13 protein-coding genes are annotated in these 16,610 nt (G+C 76.7%); 5 read left to right on the top strand and 8 right to left on the bottom strand.

All coding sequences use genetic code 11. The features are described from left to right. Window position 1: 1 nt before the first annotated feature. Window positions 2–1,831, top strand: coding sequence for an L-lactate permease (locus BLS82_RS08185; RefSeq protein WP_092863862.1), 1,830 nt, complete (start codon window positions 2–4; stop codon window positions 1,829–1,831). A gap of 30 nt (window positions 1,832–1,861) precedes the next feature. Here BLS82_RS08185 and BLS82_RS08180 read toward each other — a convergent pair whose 3' ends face one another. Beyond that, window positions 1,862–3,079 (bottom strand): YncE family protein, encoded by a 1,218-nt coding sequence (locus BLS82_RS08180; protein WP_176818999.1) that lies wholly within the window; start codon window positions 3,077–3,079, stop codon window positions 1,862–1,864. A 217-nt stretch (window positions 3,080–3,296) separates the two neighbouring features. Here BLS82_RS08180 and BLS82_RS08175 point away from each other — a divergent pair, with 217 nt between their 5' ends. Continuing rightward, on the top strand, window positions 3,297–3,845 hold the full coding sequence (locus BLS82_RS08175) for a DoxX family protein (protein WP_176818998.1): 549 nt from the start codon (window positions 3,297–3,299) through the stop codon (window positions 3,843–3,845). Here the strand turns inward: BLS82_RS08175 and BLS82_RS08170 are convergent. The 4 genes from BLS82_RS08170 to BLS82_RS08155 form a co-directional block, all read right to left on the bottom strand. Continuing rightward, window positions 3,793–4,392, bottom strand: a complete 600-nt coding sequence (locus BLS82_RS08170) for a YceI family protein (protein WP_092863856.1) — start codon at window positions 4,390–4,392, stop codon at window positions 3,793–3,795. The genes BLS82_RS08175 and BLS82_RS08170 overlap by 53 nt on opposite strands. Before the next feature lie 119 nt (window positions 4,393–4,511). After that, the gene (locus BLS82_RS08165; RefSeq protein WP_092863853.1) at window positions 4,512–5,030 is read right to left on the bottom strand and encodes a hypothetical protein; all 519 of its coding nucleotides are present in this window, start codon (window positions 5,028–5,030) and stop codon (window positions 4,512–4,514) included. Next, window positions 5,027–6,889 carry an FAD-dependent monooxygenase gene (locus BLS82_RS08160; protein ID WP_092863850.1) on the bottom strand — a complete coding sequence of 621 codons (1,863 nt, stop codon included), beginning with the start codon at window positions 6,887–6,889 and terminating at the stop codon, window positions 5,027–5,029. The genes BLS82_RS08165 and BLS82_RS08160 overlap by 4 nt, the downstream gene beginning before the upstream one ends. Window positions 6,890–7,037: 148 nt before the next feature. Beyond that, a complete protein-coding gene (locus BLS82_RS08155; RefSeq protein WP_092863847.1) occupies window positions 7,038–7,487 on the bottom strand; it encodes a MarR family winged helix-turn-helix transcriptional regulator in 450 nt (149 codons plus the stop codon). A gap of 103 nt (window positions 7,488–7,590) precedes the next feature. Between BLS82_RS08155 and BLS82_RS08150 the strand changes: the two genes are divergently transcribed. Then, window positions 7,591–8,217 carry a hypothetical protein gene (locus BLS82_RS08150; protein ID WP_092863844.1) on the top strand — a complete coding sequence of 209 codons (627 nt, stop codon included), beginning with the start codon at window positions 7,591–7,593 and terminating at the stop codon, window positions 8,215–8,217. 330 nt (window positions 8,218–8,547) lie between these two features. Continuing rightward, window positions 8,548–9,111, top strand: a complete 564-nt coding sequence (locus tag BLS82_RS08145) for a dihydrofolate reductase family protein (RefSeq protein WP_092863841.1) — start codon at window positions 8,548–8,550, stop codon at window positions 9,109–9,111. 37 nt (window positions 9,112–9,148) lie between these two features. Here BLS82_RS08145 and BLS82_RS08140 read toward each other — a convergent pair whose 3' ends face one another. Beyond that, the gene (locus tag BLS82_RS08140; RefSeq protein ID WP_092863838.1) at window positions 9,149–9,982 is read right to left on the bottom strand and encodes an alpha/beta fold hydrolase; all 834 of its coding nucleotides are present in this window, start codon (window positions 9,980–9,982) and stop codon (window positions 9,149–9,151) included. A 192-nt stretch (window positions 9,983–10,174) separates the two neighbouring features. On the opposite strand from BLS82_RS08140, the gene BLS82_RS08130 reads away from it, so the two are divergent. Then, a complete protein-coding gene (locus BLS82_RS08130) occupies window positions 10,175–11,374 on the top strand; it encodes an FAD-dependent oxidoreductase (protein WP_092863832.1) in 1,200 nt (399 codons plus the stop codon). Window positions 11,375–11,504: 130 nt separating this feature from the next. Here BLS82_RS08130 and BLS82_RS08125 read toward each other — a convergent pair whose 3' ends face one another. Next, entirely contained in the window at window positions 11,505–13,874 is a 2,370-nt protein-coding gene (locus tag BLS82_RS08125) for a YhgE/Pip domain-containing protein (RefSeq protein ID WP_092863829.1), read from the bottom strand. Beyond that, window positions 13,862–16,609, bottom strand: coding sequence for an MMPL family transporter (locus tag BLS82_RS08120; RefSeq protein WP_092863826.1), 2,748 nt, complete (start codon window positions 16,607–16,609; stop codon window positions 13,862–13,864). Before BLS82_RS08120 ends, BLS82_RS08125 begins: the two co-directional genes overlap by 13 nt. Between the last annotated feature and the right edge of the window lies 1 nt (window position 16,610).

The following is a 16,610-nucleotide window of genomic DNA, read 5'->3' as shown; positions in this document are numbered from 1 at the left end:
GATGCTCACCTACCAGCAGGACTTCACCCCCGTCGCGGACTCGCTCGCGCTCTCCGCGATCTTCGCCGCGCTGCCGCTCGTGACGATCTTCGTGCTCCTCGGGGCGCTGAAGGTCAAGGCGCAGTGGGCCGCCCTGGCCTCGCTCGCCGTGTCGGTCCTCGTGGCGGTCCTCGTCTACCGGATGCCGGTGGGCACCGCGCTGAACTCCGGCCTCGAGGGCGCCGCGTTCGGCTTCTTCCCGATCATGTGGATCGTCATCAACGCGATCTGGGTCTACAACCTCACGGTCGCCACCGGGCACTTCGACGTCCTGCGGCGCTCCTTCGGGTCGATCTCGGCCGACCAGCGCATCCAGGCCGTGATCATCGCGTTCTGCTTCGGCGGGCTCCTGGAGGCCCTGGCGGGCTTCGGCACCCCGGTCGCGATCTCCTCGGTGATGCTGCTGGCGCTGGGCTTCACGCCCCTGAAGGCGGCCTCGATCGCCCTGGTCGCCAACACCGCGCCCGTCGCCTACGGGGCGCTGGCGACCCCGATCATCACCATGGGCCGCGTCACCGGCCTGGAGGCGGACGCCATCGGGGCCGTCGTGGGACGCCAGACCCCGGTGCTGGCGCTGTTCGTCCCGCTCGTGCTGGTGTTCATGGTCGACGGGCGGCGGGGGCTGCGGCAGACGTGGCTGCCGGCCGTGGTCGGCGGCGTGGTCTTCGCGATCGGGCAGTTCCTGTGCGCGAACTACTTCGTCGTCGAGCTCACCGACATCGTCGCCTCCCTGCTCGCCGCCGCCGCCATCGTGGTCCTGCTGCGCTTCTGGCAGCCCGCCGAGGTGCTCACGGTGCAGACCCTGGACGAGCGGGAGATGCAGGGCCGCATCTCCTCCGCCGAGGACGCCGCGCACCGCGTCGAGGGCGTGCGGGGCCGGGGCGCCCGCTCGGGCTCCCGGGCCGCGGGCGCCAGCGTCGCGACCGGCGGCTCGCAGCTGGGCAGCGGCGCCACCGCGGCCAGCGGGCTCGGCGCCGACCGCGGCGGGCGCGGGGACGACGGCGCGGGCAGCCCCGCCCCGGTCGCGGCGGCCGACCGCGCGCCCGTGGACCCGCCGGCGGAGGTGCTGCGCGCCTACGCCCCCTACGCGATGATCATCCTGGTCTTCAGCATCGCGCAGGTCCCGGCGGTCAAGGCCCTGCTCGCCAACGGGGTCGTGACCTTCCCCTGGCCGGGGCTGGACGTGCTCAACCCCGCGGGCGAGCCGGTGACCACCACCACCTTCAACCTCAACTGGCTGCCCGCCGGCGGCACGCTCGTGCTCATCAGCGGCCTGCTGACCATCCCGGTCCTCAAGCTCTCCCCCGGCCGCGCGCTGCGGGCGTACGGGCAGACCTACGACCAGCTGAAGTGGGCCATCGTCACCGTCATGGCGGTGCTGGGCCTGGCGTACGTGATGAACCTGTCGGGCCAGACGATCACCATCGGCCAGTGGATGGCGGGCGCCGGCGGCCTGTTCGCGCTCCTCTCGCCCGTCCTCGGCTGGCTCGGGGTGGCGGTCACCGGCTCGGACACCTCCTCCAACGCCCTGTTCGGCTCGCTGCAGATCGCCGCGGCGGCCGACGCCGGGCTGGACCCGCTGCTGCTGGCCTCGGCGAACACCTCCGGCGGGGTGCTCGGCAAGATGATCTCGCCGCAGAACCTCGCCATCGCGGCGGCCGCGGTGGGCCTGGCCGGGCAGGAGGGCGTCCTCTTCCGCAAGGTCGTCTGGTGGAGCCTGGGCTTCCTCGTGGTCATGGCGCTGCTGGTCTACCTGCAGTCCACCGCGGTGCTGGGGTGGATGCTCCTGTGACGGGTCCGGGGGGCGAGCCCGGTCCCCTCCTCACCGCTCCGCGCCGTCCTGCAGCACCGTGATCGTCCCCGAGTAGCTGGCCACCCAGACCTGGCGCGCGGCGTCGTCCACGGTGATGCCGATGGGGTGGTGCGGCACGGGGGCGGTCTGGACGACCTGCATCCCGTCGGTCGCGACCTTCGCCACGGTGCCGGACTCGTAGTTGACGACGTACAGGGCGGTGCCGTCGGCGGACAGCGCGGCGCTGCGCGGCGCGGCACCCGTGCTCACCCGCGCCACCGTCTCGCCGGTGGCGGCGTCGACCTTCGTGACGAGCCCGTCGCGGTTGAGGGTGACGTACAGGTGCGCGCCGTCGGGGCTGGCCAGCACGTGCCGCGGCCCTCCGCCGACGTCCTCGACGCGGCCCACGGCCAGGGTCGCGAGGTCGAGGACCGCGAGGTGCGTCGAGCCCATGACGGCCACGTGGGCGGTGCGGGAGTCGGGGCTGACGGCGATGCCGCGCGGGTAGCGGCCCACCGGCACGCGCGCGACCTCGGTCGCGGCGGCGGTGTCCACGACGCTGACGTCGTAGGAGCACCAGTTGCTCACCAGCAGCGTCCGTCCGTCGGGGGTGAGCTCGAGGAACTTCGGCACCGCCCCGACGCGGACCACCTGGTCGATGCGCAGGGTGGCCGTGTCGATGCGGTACACGAAGCTGTCGGGCAGGTCGTCCTCCGGCGAGCAGGTGTCACGGCCCTCGCGGAACCCCGGCCCCTCCATCGAGTAGTTCGACACGTACACGTGGCGGCCGTCCGCGGTCACGACGGCCTCCACGGGCGCACCCCGGTACGCGCCCTGCTCCGGGTGCCCGAAGTCGGAGAGCACCACCTCGTCGGGGATCGTCGCGACCAGCGCGAACGAGCGGTCGTACACCGTGACCGTGTGCCGGTACATCATGTTCTGGGCGACGACGAGGCCGGTGCCGGTGGCGACGACGGACTTCGGCGAGATCTCCCCGCCGATGCGCGCCACCTCCACCAGCGACCCCTGCGCCGCCGGCGGCGGGGGCGGCGAGGGCGGCTGCACCGGGGACGGCTGGGCCGCCGTGGCGGCCGGCTCCTCCGCGGCCACGCCCGACGTCGTGCTGGACGTCGTGCTGGACGTCGTGCCGGCGCTCGCGCCGGGAGCCGGAGCGGTGCCCGGTGAGCAGCCGGTGAGGACGGCGCCCGCGCACAGCGCGACCGCCAGCAGGTGTGCGCGCGGGCCCATGGGCGCTCCGTCCGGCATCGGCGGGAGGCGCTGACCGTAGCCCCGCGCAGCAGGGGGCTGGAGGGGGTGCGGTCCCCTCCTGGGCCCCGTCGGGGAGGGGGACCGCCGTCCGCGCCGTCACCTGCGGTTCCTCGGGGGTGACCACCAGCCTCCGGTGCTGGCGCGGGCCGGTGAGCGAGGACCTCGGCGACAGACGGCGGCGGACCAGGAGGACACCGTGACCCACGACCGGTTCCAGGACGTCGGACTGCTGGCCCTGCGGGCCGGGGTCGGCTCGGTGCTGGCCGCCCACGGCGGGCAGAAGCTGTTCGGCTGGTTCGGCGGAGGAGGGGTGCAGGGCACGGCCGGGGTCTTCGAGGCCATGGGCTTCACGCCCGCCCGCCCGAGCGCCCTGCTCGCCGGCGCGGCGGAGTTCGGCGGCGGAGCGCTGATCGCCCTCGGCCTGGCCACGCCCGCCGCGGGCGCCGCGGCCGCCGGCACCGTGCTCGCGGCCGCCTCGGTGCACGCGCCCAGCGGCTTGTTCGCCACCCAGGGCGGCTGGGAGTACCCGGCGGTGCTGGGGCTGTCCACCTCCGCGCTCGCCCTCACCGGTCCCGGGGAGCTCTCCCTGGACGCCGTCCTCGGGCACCGCCCCCACCACGCCTGGCGCCGACCCGCCCGGCGCCCGGCACGACGGTGCCTGACCCGGCCGGTCGCGCCGGCGTCGGGGCCGCTCAGGCCGACCGGATCGCGGAGACGTCGAACTCGATCTGGATCTTGTCGCTGACCAGGACGCCGCCGGTGTCCAGCGCGGCGTTCCAGGTCAGGCCCCACTCGCTGCGCCTGATCACCAGCGAGCCCTCGAAGCCCACCCGCGTGTCGCCGAACGGGTCCTGCGCGGAGCCGGTCAGCTCGAAGTCCACGCTCGCCGGGTGCGTCACGTCCTTGATCGTCAGGTCCCCGGTGACCCGGTAGACGGCCTCGTCGACCTGCTTCACGGACGTGGAGGCGAAGACGATGTGCGGGTGCGTGCCGACGTCGAAGAAGTCGGGGGAGCGCAGGTGGTCGTCGCGGTCGGCCTGGCCGGTGTCGATGCTGGCGACGTCGATGTGCAGGACGACGCCGCTCTGCTCGGGGTGGGTGGCGTCCAGGTGCGCCCGGCCCTCGAAGCGGGTGAACGACCCGCGCACGGTCGTCACCATCGCGTGCCGGGCGCGGAAGCCGATGCGCGTGTGCACGACGTCCACGGTGTAGTCGCCGGTGACGTCGGCCAGCGCGCTGGTCGCGGCGTCGAAGTCAGTGCTCGAGGGGTCTGGTGCCCGGTGCTTCGCCACGGTGGTCCGTCCTCGTCGTCGGGTGCGACCGGCGCCCCATTGTGGCGGACGCCGCGCGGACTGACGCAGGGTAGTCGACATGTCGCACGATCGACACGGACGGAGGAGTGCGGCGACGCTCAGCCGTCGACGAGGGGAGCGGTGCTCGGCTGGCGCCGCAGGACGGCGCGGCGCGCGGCCGCCGTCTCCTCGTCCCACCGGGCCTCGTCGTCGACGAGGCGGTAGCCGTCGTGGACCTCGCCGTCGGGGGCGACCCAGCGCACCGTCTGGGGCTCGTGGGTGTCGTGGACGAAGAAGGCGTCGGGCACGTGCGTGTCCGGGGTGGCGAAGAGCCGCTCCACCACCGGGGTGGCGTAGCGCAGGCGCACCTTCTCCACGGCGGCGGTGTAGCGGTGGTGCGCCTGGTCGAACTGCTCGCTGCGCGTGGGGGGCGTCCCGTCGCTGCCCGTGCGCACGACCTCGCCCTGCAGGCCGACCCAGTAGCGGGCGTCGCCGAGGCCGTCGACGTAGTTCGCGCCGGGGACGTCGGGGTCCGGGTGCGCCTCCAGCGGGGCGTCGGGAGGCACGTCGTCCCGGGTGTGGACCTTGCGCAGCGCCTCCTGCGCGTAGCGACCGGACAGGCCCTCGGGGTCCTTCATGAGCGCCGACCGTAGGCCGCGGCGCGGGCCCGGCGGAAGGGGTGCCGATCCCTCCGCCGCTCCCGGCCGACGGCGCGGCCGCGCGCCCCACCACCGCCTCCAGCACCGGTGGCGTCCTGTCCTGAGACGCTGCGCAGGTGGGCGTGCAGGCGCTCCGGGTGGCCGGCGGGGCCCCGGAAGGCGATGTGCCCGTCGGGGCGCACGAGCACCAGCGCGGGGACGCCCTCCAGCCCGTAGGCGGCGTGGGAGAGCCCGTCCAGGTCGAACAGGCACGGCGTGGCACCGGCCCCGTCGTCCGACGCGAGCGGGTCGGCCAGGACCAGGTGGGGGCGCACCCAGGGCCAGGCGGACACCGCCTCGACCGCCCGCACCAGGGCCTCGCGCGAGCCCTGCTCGCGCCCGTCGAAGGCCAGCAGGCACCAGCCCCACGTCACCCCGTCGGGGTGGTGGATCCGGTCCAGCAGCGACGTGGTCGCGCCGGCGGGCGTGGTCACCGGGGCGTCGGGCGCGCGGGCCCCGGCCCTGGGTGCGCCCCTGCGCGCCGGGCCGAGCGCCGAGAGCGCCGGGAAGCGGTCCGCGCTCAGGTCGCTGTCGGGGTAGGCCACCGACAGCTGGGTGAGGTCCTCGCCGCCGAAGACCCGGGAGGCGAGGTTCGGGATCAGGTCGGCGACGGCGCCGACCACGACGTCGACGCCGCGGGGTCGGTGCACCAGCTGCCGGTAGCCCCTGACCTGCTGCGCCTCGAGCCGCTCGTGCGCCCCGTGCCGCTCCGGGCCGTAGCTGTCGAGCACGAGCGGACCGCCCTGGCCCGCCAGGGTCTTGGCCAGTCGCCACGCCAGGCCGATCGCGTCGTGCAGGCCCGCGTTCATGCCCTGCCCGCCGATCGGCAGGGTGCGGTGACCGGCGTCCCCGGCGAGGAAGACGCGCCCGCGCGCGTAGGCCGGTGCCACGCCGTGGCGGAAGCGTCCCCAGCTGGACCACGCCGGGTCGGACATCTCGAACGTCTCGTCGCCGGTCACCTCCCGGGCCCGCTGGACCATCTCGGCCAGGGTCGGCTCGCGCTCGGGCACCTCGGCCTCGTCCTCGACGAAGAACAGCCGGTGCAGCCCCTCCCACACCGGCAGGATCCCGGCGAAGCCGTTCGGGTGCAGGAAGAACCAGCTCCGGTCGGGCTCCGTGGGGCGCCTCCAGGACAGCTTCGCGTCGATCTGCCGCGTGGCGCGCTCCTGCAGGGCGGTGGGCGAGAAGCCGAGGCCGACGGCCTCGCGGACGCTCCCGCGCACGCCGTCCGCGCCGACGAGGTAGCGGCAGCGCACGCGCTCGTCCTCGGCGTCCTGCTCCTCCCCGCGGACGTCGGTGCGGCCCACCGCCACGGTGACGCCGTCCTCGTCGGGGGCGACCGCCCGCACCGGCCGAGCTCGCTCCACGCGACCGCCGCGCTCGGCGACCGCCTCGGACAGCACCGCCTCGATGGTGTCCTGGCCCGAGAAGAGCACGGAGTCGTAGGGGCTCCCGCACCCGCGCACGTCCAGCCGGGCGAGCGGCCTGCGGTCCAGGAGGACCTGGGTGTGGGGTGCGGAGTGCGCCCGCGCTGCGATCGCCGTCCGGACGCCGATGGTCTCGAGCAGCTCCTGGGAGCGCGGGAGCAGGTTGTGGCCCTTCGAGGCGCCCGAGCGCCCCGGCCCGCGCTCGAAGATCCTGACGCGGACCCCGTGGTGCAGGAGGGCGCAGGCGAGGGTCAGGCCGACCGGCCCGGCGCCCACGACGACGACGTCCACCTCGGCGTCGTCGGGCCTGCCCGGGGTCGCGGCGCCGTGTGTCGGGAGGTCGCTGGGGGCTGCTGCGCGGGTGGTGGTCATGGGGGCTCCTGCTCGGCGTCGGTGCGCGCGGGAGCGGGTGCACCCGGGCTGGTCGCCTCGGTGGGCGACCGAGACCATAAGGTTCCTTATGGTGGCGGGACGACGGTACGCCGCTCGTGCGCGCCCGGCAAGGGCTGGCCGGCCCGCCTCAGTCCACCGTGCGGATCACGGTGTGCAGCAGGGCGTTGAGCTGGGCGTCCTCGCCCTGGCTCAGGCCGAGCGCCTGCGGTCGCACCGCGTGCAGGACCGCCGGGGTCGCCCGGTCCAGCGCCCGGCGACCGTCGTCCGTGATCCGCAGGCGGATCGCCCGCCCCGGACCCGGAGGGCTGGCGCGGGCGAGCAGACCGCGCTCGGCCATGCCGCGCACGAGGTCACCGACGGACTGCGCCGTCGCGAGCACCCGGCGCGCCAGCGCCGCCTGGCTGAGACCGGGATGCCGCACCAGCTCGATCAGCACGCCGAACTGCTGGGGGGTCAGCTCGTGCTCGCGCAGGACCGAGGAGAAGATCCGCGTGACGGCGTGCTGGGCGCGGATGACGGTCCACGCCGTGAGGTCGTCGGGATCACCGCCGCTCCAGTCACGGGGTGGCGTCTGCATGGTCGGACCCTAGGGTCCTCGCTCCTCGCCGCCAGCCGCCCCGACGGACACCGGCCGGCGCAGGGGGCCGGAGCCGCTGGCCCTGGCGGGCCTCGTCGCAGCGGTGCTGCTGTGGCCGGTCGGGCTCCTGCTCAGCGTCCTGGCGCTGCGGCGCGCCGACCGCAGCGAGCGCCTCGTGCCCCTGGTCGGCGTCGCCCTGTCGGCTCTGGGGGCCGCGGCCACCGGCCTCGCGCTCGTGGTCGCGGTGGTCCTGCTGTCCTCCAGCGGGTTCCTCCTCGCCCTGCCGTGGACGGGCGACCACGCCTCGGTCGAGGCCCGACCCGTGCCCGAGGAGACCCTCGCGCCCGGGCAGAGCGCCGACGTCGGGCGGTTCGCGGTCGCCGTGACCGCGGCCGAGTTCGAGGCCGACGACTCCCGCCAGGGTTGGAGCCCCTTCGCCGAGCCGCAGCAGCGAGGCACCGTCAGCCTCGCGTTGACGAACCTGGACGACGACGCCCGCGACCCGTGGGCGCACCTGGGCGTCAGCGTCGTCGGCGGGAACGGCCGCGAGTACTGGACGGAGCCGTGCTCCTCCGGTCCGTTCGGCCCCGTGGAGGTCGAGCCCCACCAGCAGGTGACCCTCCTGCACTGCGTGTGGGTGCCGGAGGGCGCCGTGGCGGACGCCCACCTCCTCGTGGCGGGTGCGGACCTGCGCGAGCGGGCGTACTGGACGCTCGACGCGGGGCGGTGACGAGCCACGCGGCCCGTCGCACGGGGCCCGCGCCCCGGGACGGCGCCACCGGGGTGGTCCGGAGCCGTCGTCTGCCGCAGCCAGGCGTCGCTCGACCCGGCGCTCGCACCGTCCGCGACACTCCGCCATCGGCGTGAGCGGAGCACGGCACTGGCGAGCGGCGCTCGAGCCGCGCTCGAGCCGCACCAGCGGCCCCGACGGTGCTCGCGCCGATGACGTCGTTCCCGCACCGATGAGGATCGGCGTCGGCCATCGTCTTCCCTGCGACGAACACCACCGGCGGCGCGGGAGCCCGCGACCGGTCCGGACGAGCAGCTGAGGGAGCAGGCGATGGGCGCGATCACGGTGCACGAGTTCACCACCGTCGACGGGGTGGTGGACGCACCTCTGTGGACGATGGACTACGGCTTCCCCGACGACCTGGCCGCGTCCATCGGCGCGCTCACGGCCTCGGCCACCGGCATCCTGCTCGGGCGCACGACCTTCGAGATGTTCGCGCCGGCGTGGTCCACCCGCACCGTCGAGGACGACCCGGGCGCCCCGTTCTTCAACGACACCCGCAAGCACGTGGTCTCCTCCACCCTGACCGACGCCGAGGCCGTGTGGTCGAACTCCACCGTGGTCGGCGGCTACGACGCCGTCCGCCTCCGGGCGCTGAAGGAGGAGGCGGACGGCGACCTGTACGTCAGCGGCAGCGCCACGCTCGTGCGGGCCCTGCTCGCCGACGGCCTGGTCGACGAGCTGCACCTGTACGTGTACCCGCTCGCCGTCGGGACGGGCATCCGGCTCTTCCCCGACGGCGGGCCGCGCACGCCGCTGTCCTTCCTCGGCGCCGAGGGCCTGAGCAACGGGGTGGTGCACCTGACCTACGGCCCGGTGCCCGCCGCCGGCTGACCGCGCCGATCACCGGGCCGTCGAGCGGGGCCGGGCCTCAGCCCCGCTCGACGGTGCGCAGGAAGCGGCGCAGGGTCTCGGTGAAGACCTCCGGGCGCTCCGAGTGCACCCAGTGGCCGGCGTCCTTGATCCGCACCAGCCGCGCCGCCGGGAAGAGCGCGTCGATCCGCGCGCGGTCGCGGGGCAGGACGTAGTGCGAGGTCGCGCCCGCGATCCACAGCGCGGGCCCGTCGTAGCGGGCGCCGGGCGGCGGGTCGGGGAAGCCGCGCACGACGCCGAGGTCGCGCTCGAGCACCTCCAGGTTCAGCCGCCAGCGCCACCCGCCGTCCTCGCGGACGAGGCTCTGCAGCAGGAACGCGCGCACCGCGTCGCTGGGCACCGCCTCGCGCAGGGCGGCGTCGGCGTCCTCCCGGCCGCGCAGCGCCCGCAGGTCCAGTGCCCGCATCGCGGCGGTGAAGCGCGCGAAGGGTGAGGCCTCCTCCTGCGGGTCGTCGCTGCGGCGGCCGGTCTCCGGGTACTCCACCGGCGCGATGTCGACCACGACCAGCGCCCGCAGCAGCTCCGGACGGCGCAGCGCCACCTGCATGGCGACCTTGCCGCCCATGGAGTGGCCCACGAGCGAGACCGGCTCGCCCAGCGCCGCGACCTCCCCGGCCACGGCGTGCGCCATCTCGACCTGGTCGACCCGGTCGGTCCACGGGGAGGACCCGTGGTTCGGCAGGTCCAGCAGGGTGACCCGGCGGCCCTCGGCGGCCAGCGCCCTGCCGGTGCTCGTCCAGTTGCGGCCCTGGCCGAACAGGCCGTGCAGGAACACCACCCGCGGCCCGTCCTCGCCCAGCGTGCGGGCCGCGAGCCCGCTCCTGCTCGTCACGGGCCGATCCCACCACGCCCGGGACGGCGCCGGCGCGAGCGGGACCGCGCCGGACGGCGTGGAGATCGTCAGGTTCGTGTCGTCCCGCGCCGCGGCGCTGCCACCGCCCGCGCCGCGTGTGAGGAGATGGCTCCCGCCGCCGCGCAGCGCGGGGCGCGGGCGGGACGGTCGAGAGGGCGGGGAGGTCGCGGCGTGACGAGGGCGCTGGTCATCGGAGGGGGCGTCGCGGGGCCGGTCACGGCCGTGGCGCTGCAGAAGGCGGGCATCGACGCGACCGTGCACGAGGCGCGCACCGCGCCCGCGTCCGACGTCGGCGCGTGGCTGGGCCTGCAGACCAACGGCCTCGACGCGCTGCGCGCCCTCGACGCCGAGGACGCCGTCGCGGGCGTCGGCTTCCCCACGCCCGTGATCGAGCTGCGCAGCTGGACGGGCAGGGTGCTGGGCGCCCTGCCGACGAGCGGGCCCCGGCCCGACAGCCCGCCCGGGCTGTCGATGAAGCGCTCCGAGCTGTACCAGGCGCTGCACGCGGAGGCCCTGCGCCGCGGCGTGCGGGTCCGGCACGGCTCCCGGCTCGTGGACGCGCACGAGACCCCGGACGGGGTGACGGCGGTCTTCGCCGACGGCACGAGCGAGACCGCGGACGTGCTCGTCGGCGCCGACGGCGTGCGCTCGCGGGTGCGCTCCCTGGTGGACCCGGACTGCCCGCCGCCCCGCCACGTCCCGGTGCTCAACACCGCCGGGTACTCCGAGCACACCCCCGCCGGCGCGCAGGTGGGCCGCCTGACGATGGTCTTCGGCCGCCGCTCCTTCTTCGGCTACCTCGCCGCCCCGACCGGGCAGACCTGGTGGTTCGCCAACCCGCCGGCGCCGTCCGAGCCGACGGCCGAGCAGGTGGCCGCGACCTCGGACGCGCAGTGGCGGTCCCTGCTGCACGAGCTGCACGCGGGCGACCGCTGCCCCGCTCTCGCCCTCGTCGACGCCACCCCGGGGCCGCTGCGCGGGTGGACCACCCACGACGTGCCCACCGTGGGCCGGTGGCACCGCGGGCGCACGGTGCTCGTCGGGGACGCCGCGCACGCGACCTCCCCGGCCGCCGGGCAGGGGTCCTCCCTCGCCGTGGAGGACGCCGTCGTGCTCGCCCGCTGCTTGCGCGACCTGCCCGTGCCCGAGGCGCTCGCGGCCTTCGAGGCCGCCCGGCGGCCACGGGCCGAGCGCGTCGTCGCCCACGGCTGGCGCACCAGCAGCGCCAAGTCGCTCAACCCCGTGGCCCGCACGGTGCGCGACCTCGTGATGCCCGTGGGCCTGCGGGTCGCGGCCGCGCGCGGCCGCGACCCGCAGCTGTGGATGCGCGACCACCACCTCGACTGGGACGCCCCGGTGGCAGCGGCCTGAGGAGCACCTCGTCGAGCGAGACGGTCACGCGCCTCCTCCGTGCCGTCCTGGACCGCGCTCCGGCGGCGCTGCACCCCGACGTCGCGCTCCTGCTCGACGCCTGACCCGCCAGCCGCGGCGACGGGCGGGGTCAGGCGGCCGCGAGCCGCCGCAGGTGGCTCGGCCGCACCGAGCGGGTGCGGGCGATCGCGAGGACGGTGACGAGCAGCGCGCCGGCCGTCCACGCGAGCAGGGCCGCCGCGTCGCCGCCGGCGCCCCCGCTGCCCGTGACGACGGCGCGCACGCCGTCGAGCACGGGCGCCAGCGGCGTGGCCGCGAACAGGGTCGCGAGGGCCGGCGGCGTGGTGGACACCAGCGCCGCGGGGGCGCTGACCGCCAGCACCACGAGGGAGGCGAACCGCCCGATCCCGCCCGCGGCCGCGACGAGCGCCTGGTTGACGGCGCTGAGCGCGAGCCCGGCGAGCAGCAGCAGCCCGGCCAGCCGCAGGACCGCTCCGCCGTCGAGGTCGAGCACGACCTGCAGGACGCCGGTGAGCAGCACGGCCTGCGCCGCGGCGACGCCCGCCGCGGGGGCGAAGGAGCGCAGCGCCAGGCGCACGGACCCGGCGCTGCTGCTGACCGCGCGGGCCGGCACGGCCGCGAGCAGCAGGAACACCACCAGGGCGCTGACGCCGAGAGCCAGCGCCGTCAGGTAGGCGGCGCCGATGCCCGCGGAGGCGTCCGCGCCCGTGGTGGTCCTCACGGGCTCTGCGGCGACCGCGGCCACGGTCGCGCGCTCGTCCTCGTCCAGGGACGGGACGGCGTCCGCGCTCTGGTACAACCCCTGCGCCAAGCGGGCGGCGCCGTCGTCCACGCCGGTGGCACCGGCCTGCAGCTGCTCGGTGCCCTCGGCGAGCTCGCGGGCGCCTCCGGCGGCGTGCTCGGTGCCCTGCTGCAGGTCCGCCGCCCCGGAGGCGAGGGCCTGCGCGCCCCGGGCCAGCTCGGCCGTGCCCTCGGTGAGCGGGCGGGCGCCGTCCGCCGAGGCGGCGACGCCCTGGGCCAGGGCCGGCGCGCTGGCGGCGAGGGCCGACGTGCCGTCGGCGACCTGCTGGGCGCCCTGGGCCAGGGCGCCGGCGCCGGCGCTCGCCTGCCGCGCGCCCTCGGCGGCCGCAGAGACGCCGTCGACCGCGGGACGCGCTCCGGCGGCCAGGGCGTCCGCGCCGCCGGCCACCGCCCCCGCCCCGGCCGCCACCTCCGCGGCGGCGTCGTCGAGACCGGCGGCGGAGGTGGCGAGGGAGGAGAGCTGGCTGCAGTCGGCGCCCGGCTGCGCCTGGCAGGCGCTCACGGCCTGCGCCAGCCCGTCGGCGAGGGACGACGCGCCGCCCGCCACGGCCGTGGCGCCGTCCTGCACCTGGGCGCTGCCCGCGGACAGGTCCGCGGCCGCACCGGGCAGGGCGGCCAGGCCGCCGGCCGCCTCCTGCAGCCCGTCGCCGAGGCCGCCCAGGCTCTCGTGCAGATCCGCCGCGCCGGAGGCCACGCCGGCGGCTCCCACGGCGAGCTGCTCGGTGTGCCCCGGCAGCTCGCCGGTGCCGGCGCGCAGCTGCTCGAGGCCGTCGGCCAGCGCCGCGGCGCCCTCGGCGGAGCGGGCGGCGCCCGATGCCAGCGCGCTGCTGCCCCCGGCGAGCTCCGCCGTGCCGTCGGCGAGGTCGCCCAGGCCCACGACGAGGCGGTCGCTGCCGGCGCTCGCGCCGGCCAGGCCGGCGGCGAGCTGGGAGGTGCCCTCCTCCAGGGCCGTCGCGCCGTCCGCGGACTGCTGCAGGCCGTCGGAGAGGGTGGACAAGCCGATGTGGACGTTCTCGACGTAGGTGGTCGTCACCTGGTCGGCCAGCGCCGCGGCGGCCGCGTCGCTGACGGCGCGAGCGACCACGGCGTCGGCGACGGCGGACGCGGGGGAGGTGATGACCTCCAGGGTCGCGGCGGTGACCGCGGCCGGGTCCTCGCCCGCCAGGGAGGTCGCGGCGGTGGAGAAGCCCTCCGGGATGGTGACCGCGGCGGCGTAGGTGCCGTCCTGCAGCCCCGCGGCGGCCGTCTCGGCGTCGGTGAGGGTCCAGTCGAGGTCCGACCGGTCCTCGCCGCCGTCCGTCCCGGTGCCGGTGCCGCCGGTGCCGGTGCCGGTGCCGGTGCCGCCGGTGCCGGTGCCGGTGCCGGTGCCGGCGGTCAGGGCGGCGACGAGCTGGCGGCCGAGGGGCGCGGTCTGCCCGTCCACGGTCGCGGGGACGTCGAGGTTGACCACCGCCGCCCGCACGCGCTCGAGGTCGTCGGCCGGCCGCCACAGCGCCCACACGAAGGACGCGGCGAGGACGACGGGGACGAGCACGAGCCCGAGCACGGTCAGCCACCCGGCCCGGGCGCCGCGCCCGCTCCCGGCGGTGCCGGGAGCGGAGCACGGTGCGACGGCGGGTGCGACGGCGGGTGCGACGGCGGGTGCGCTGCTGCTGCGCTCGACGGTCAGGCGTGCCACGAGCGGGCCTCCTCCAGCGGGGCGGTGCGGGGAGCGCGGGACGAGAGGTCGAGGAGCGCGGCGTCGAGGGCGTCGAGGCGCAGCCCGGTCACCGCCTCCTCGGTGGCGGTGACCACCGCCGCGACGCCGCGCCCGGCGCAGGCGGCGCCCACGGCGTCCAGCGCGGCCTGCCGCGCGGCGGCGGTGGGCACGGAGTCCAGCCCGTCGAGGACGAGCACCCGGGTGCCCGGGCGGACGGCGCGGCGCACCGCGGCGGCGACGTCGTCCTCCTCGCCGCCCTCCTCGACGCAGCGCACGAGCGCGACCGACCGGCGGGCGGACCAGGCCTGCTGCGGCAGGACGGCGCCGGCGACCTTCAGGCGCCCGGACGTCGGGGCGGTGCGCGCGGCCAGGACCATCGCCAGCGCGGTGCGGGAGGTGCGGGTGCCGCTGGTGGCCAGGAGCACCCGGCCGGGTTCGACGGTCAGGTCCAGGCCGGCCAGCAGCGGCTCGCCGCCGAGGTCGAGGGCCAGGTCCTGCGCGTGCACGCCGGGCGCGGCGCCAGGGTGCGGCCAGTCGCGCAGGGCGATCTGGGAGCCCAGGCCCTCGCCCTCGACGTCGAAGGAGGGCAGGGCCCGCTCCAGCCAGCGCGGCAGCCACCACGCCCGCTGCCCGAGCAGCGCCATCACGGCGGGCACGAGCGTCATCCGCACCACGAAGGCGTCGACGAAGACCCCGACGGCCAGGCCGAGGGCGATCGGCTGCAGGGTCGCGTCGCCCTCGGGCACGAACGCGGCGAAGACCGCGAACATGATCAGCGCGGCGGCGGTGACGACCTTCGCCGCGGAGGTGAAGCCCCTGCGCACGGCGGCGCGGGCGTCGCGGGTGCGCACCCACTGCTCGCGCATGCCGGAGACGAGGAAGACCTCGTAGTCCATGGCCAGCCCGAACAGCACCGCCATGAGGATGATCGGCATGAAGCTGATCACCGGGCCGGTGGCCACGGTGTGCAGCGGGCCCTCCAGCCAGCCCCACTGGTAGACGGCGACGACGGACCCGAGCGCCGCGCCGATGGACAGCACGAACCCGACGGCGGCGGTGACCGGCACCCACACGGAGCGGAACACCATCGCCAGCAGCACCAGCGACAGGCCGACGACGAGGACGCCGAAGGGCGCCAGCGCGCCCATCAGCCGGGCGGAGATGTCGATCCCGACGGCGGTCTGACCGGTCACGCTGACCGCCACGCCGTGCTCGCGCTCGATCGCCGGCGCCAGCGCCCGGATCTCCTCCACCAGGCGCTGGGTCTGCACCGAGGTGGGCCCGCCCTCGGGCACGACCTGGACGACCATCGTGTCGGCGTCCTCGTTCGGGGTGGCCAGGGGCACCGAGGCGACGCCGTCCAGGGCGCGCAGCTCCTCGGCGACGGCCTCGACGAGCCCGAGCGGGTCGGTGCTGGCGACGACGTCCCCGGTGACCAGCAGGCGCCCGTTGTAGCCGGGGCCGAACTCCTCGCTGACCAGGTCGTAGGTGTCGCGGGCGGGGGTGCCGCGCTGCCCGGCGTCGGCGCCGGGCAGCGCCAGGCGCAGGTCGAGGGCCGGGACGGCGGCCAGGGCGAGGCCGGCCACGACGACCGCCGTGACCGCCAGCGGCGCGCGCAGCACCCCGGAGACCCAGCGGTCGGCGGCCCCGCGACGCCCGGCGGTGCCCGGACGGCGCCGGCGGCGAGGAGCGCGCGGGCGCGGGACGAGCCGGCGCCCGAGGAGGCCGAAGAGGGCCGGGAGCAGCGTCAGGTCCACGAGCACGGCGACGAGGACGGCGACCGCCGCGGCCAGGCCCATCACCGTGAGGAACGGGATGCCCGCCACGCCCAGCCCCGCCAGGGCGATCATCACGGTGAGCCCGGCGAAGACCACGGCCGATCCGGCGGTGGCGACGGCGCGGCCGGTGGACTCCTCGGGGTCCAGGCCGGCGGCCAGCTGGGCGCGGTGGCGGGCGAGGATGAACAGCGCGTAGTCGATGCCGACCGCCAGGCCGATCATCACCGCCAGCAGGGGCGCGGTGGCGGAGACGTCGACGACGGCGGTGGCCGCGAAGATCGCGCACGTCGTCAGCGCGACGCCCACCACCGCCGTGAGCAGGGGCATGCCGGCGGCGAGCAGCGAGCCGAACGCGAGCCCGAGCACGACGAGGGCCACGAGCAGCCCGAGCCCCTCCGTCGGGGTCAGCCCCGGCGCAGCGGCGGGGAAGGCGGCGCCGCCGGCGGTGACGCGGACGTCCTCGCCCGTGGCGTCCTCGGCGATCTCCAGCAGCCGCTCCTGCGTCGCCGCGCTGGCGTCCGGGGCGTTCAGCTGGACGGAGACGATCGTCGCGTCGCCGTCGTCGGAGACCTCGGCGTCGGGGGAGAGGGACCCGTCCTCGGCGAGCGGGGAGGCGACGGCGGCGACCTGGTCGATGCCCTCCAGCTGCGCCACCACCTCCGCGACGGCGCCGGTGACCTGCGGGGCGGAGACGTCGCCGTCCTGCGCGACCACGACCACCTGGGCCGAGGTGCCGCTGGCGGCGGGGAAGGTCTGCTCGAGCCGGTCCAGGGCCTCCTGGGACTCGGTGCCGGGCACGGCGAAGGCGTCGTCCGTGCCGCGCGAGAGCACGGCTGCGGCCCCGGCGGCCAGGCCGATCACGAGGACGGCGCAGACGAGGACGACGCCCCACCGGCGGTGCGCGGCGCGGCCGAGGGCGTAGAGCAGGGAGGACACG

Source organism: Quadrisphaera sp. DSM 44207, assembly GCF_900101335.1.
GTDB lineage: Bacteria > Actinomycetota > Actinomycetes > Actinomycetales > Quadrisphaeraceae > DSM-44207.
This window is presented reverse-complemented; position numbering and strand designations above follow the sequence as displayed.

Coding starts and splice junctions, on each gene's coding strand:
- BLS82_RS08145 (WP_092863841.1), top strand. CDS start 8,548: ATGGGCGCGATCACGGTGCACGAGTTCACCACCGTCGACGGGGTGGTG.
- BLS82_RS08155 (WP_092863847.1), bottom strand. CDS start 7,487: ATGCAGACGCCACCCCGTGACTGGAGCGGCGGTGATCCCGACGACCTC.
- BLS82_RS08165 (WP_092863853.1), bottom strand. CDS start 5,030: ATGAAGGACCCCGAGGGCCTGTCCGGTCGCTACGCGCAGGAGGCGCTG.
- BLS82_RS08180 (WP_176818999.1), bottom strand. CDS start 3,079: ATGGGCCCGCGCGCACACCTGCTGGCGGTCGCGCTGTGCGCGGGCGCC.
- BLS82_RS08160 (WP_092863850.1), bottom strand. CDS start 6,889: ATGACCACCACCCGCGCAGCAGCCCCCAGCGACCTCCCGACACACGGC.
- BLS82_RS08185 (WP_092863862.1), top strand. CDS start 2: ATGCTCACCTACCAGCAGGACTTCACCCCCGTCGCGGACTCGCTCGCG.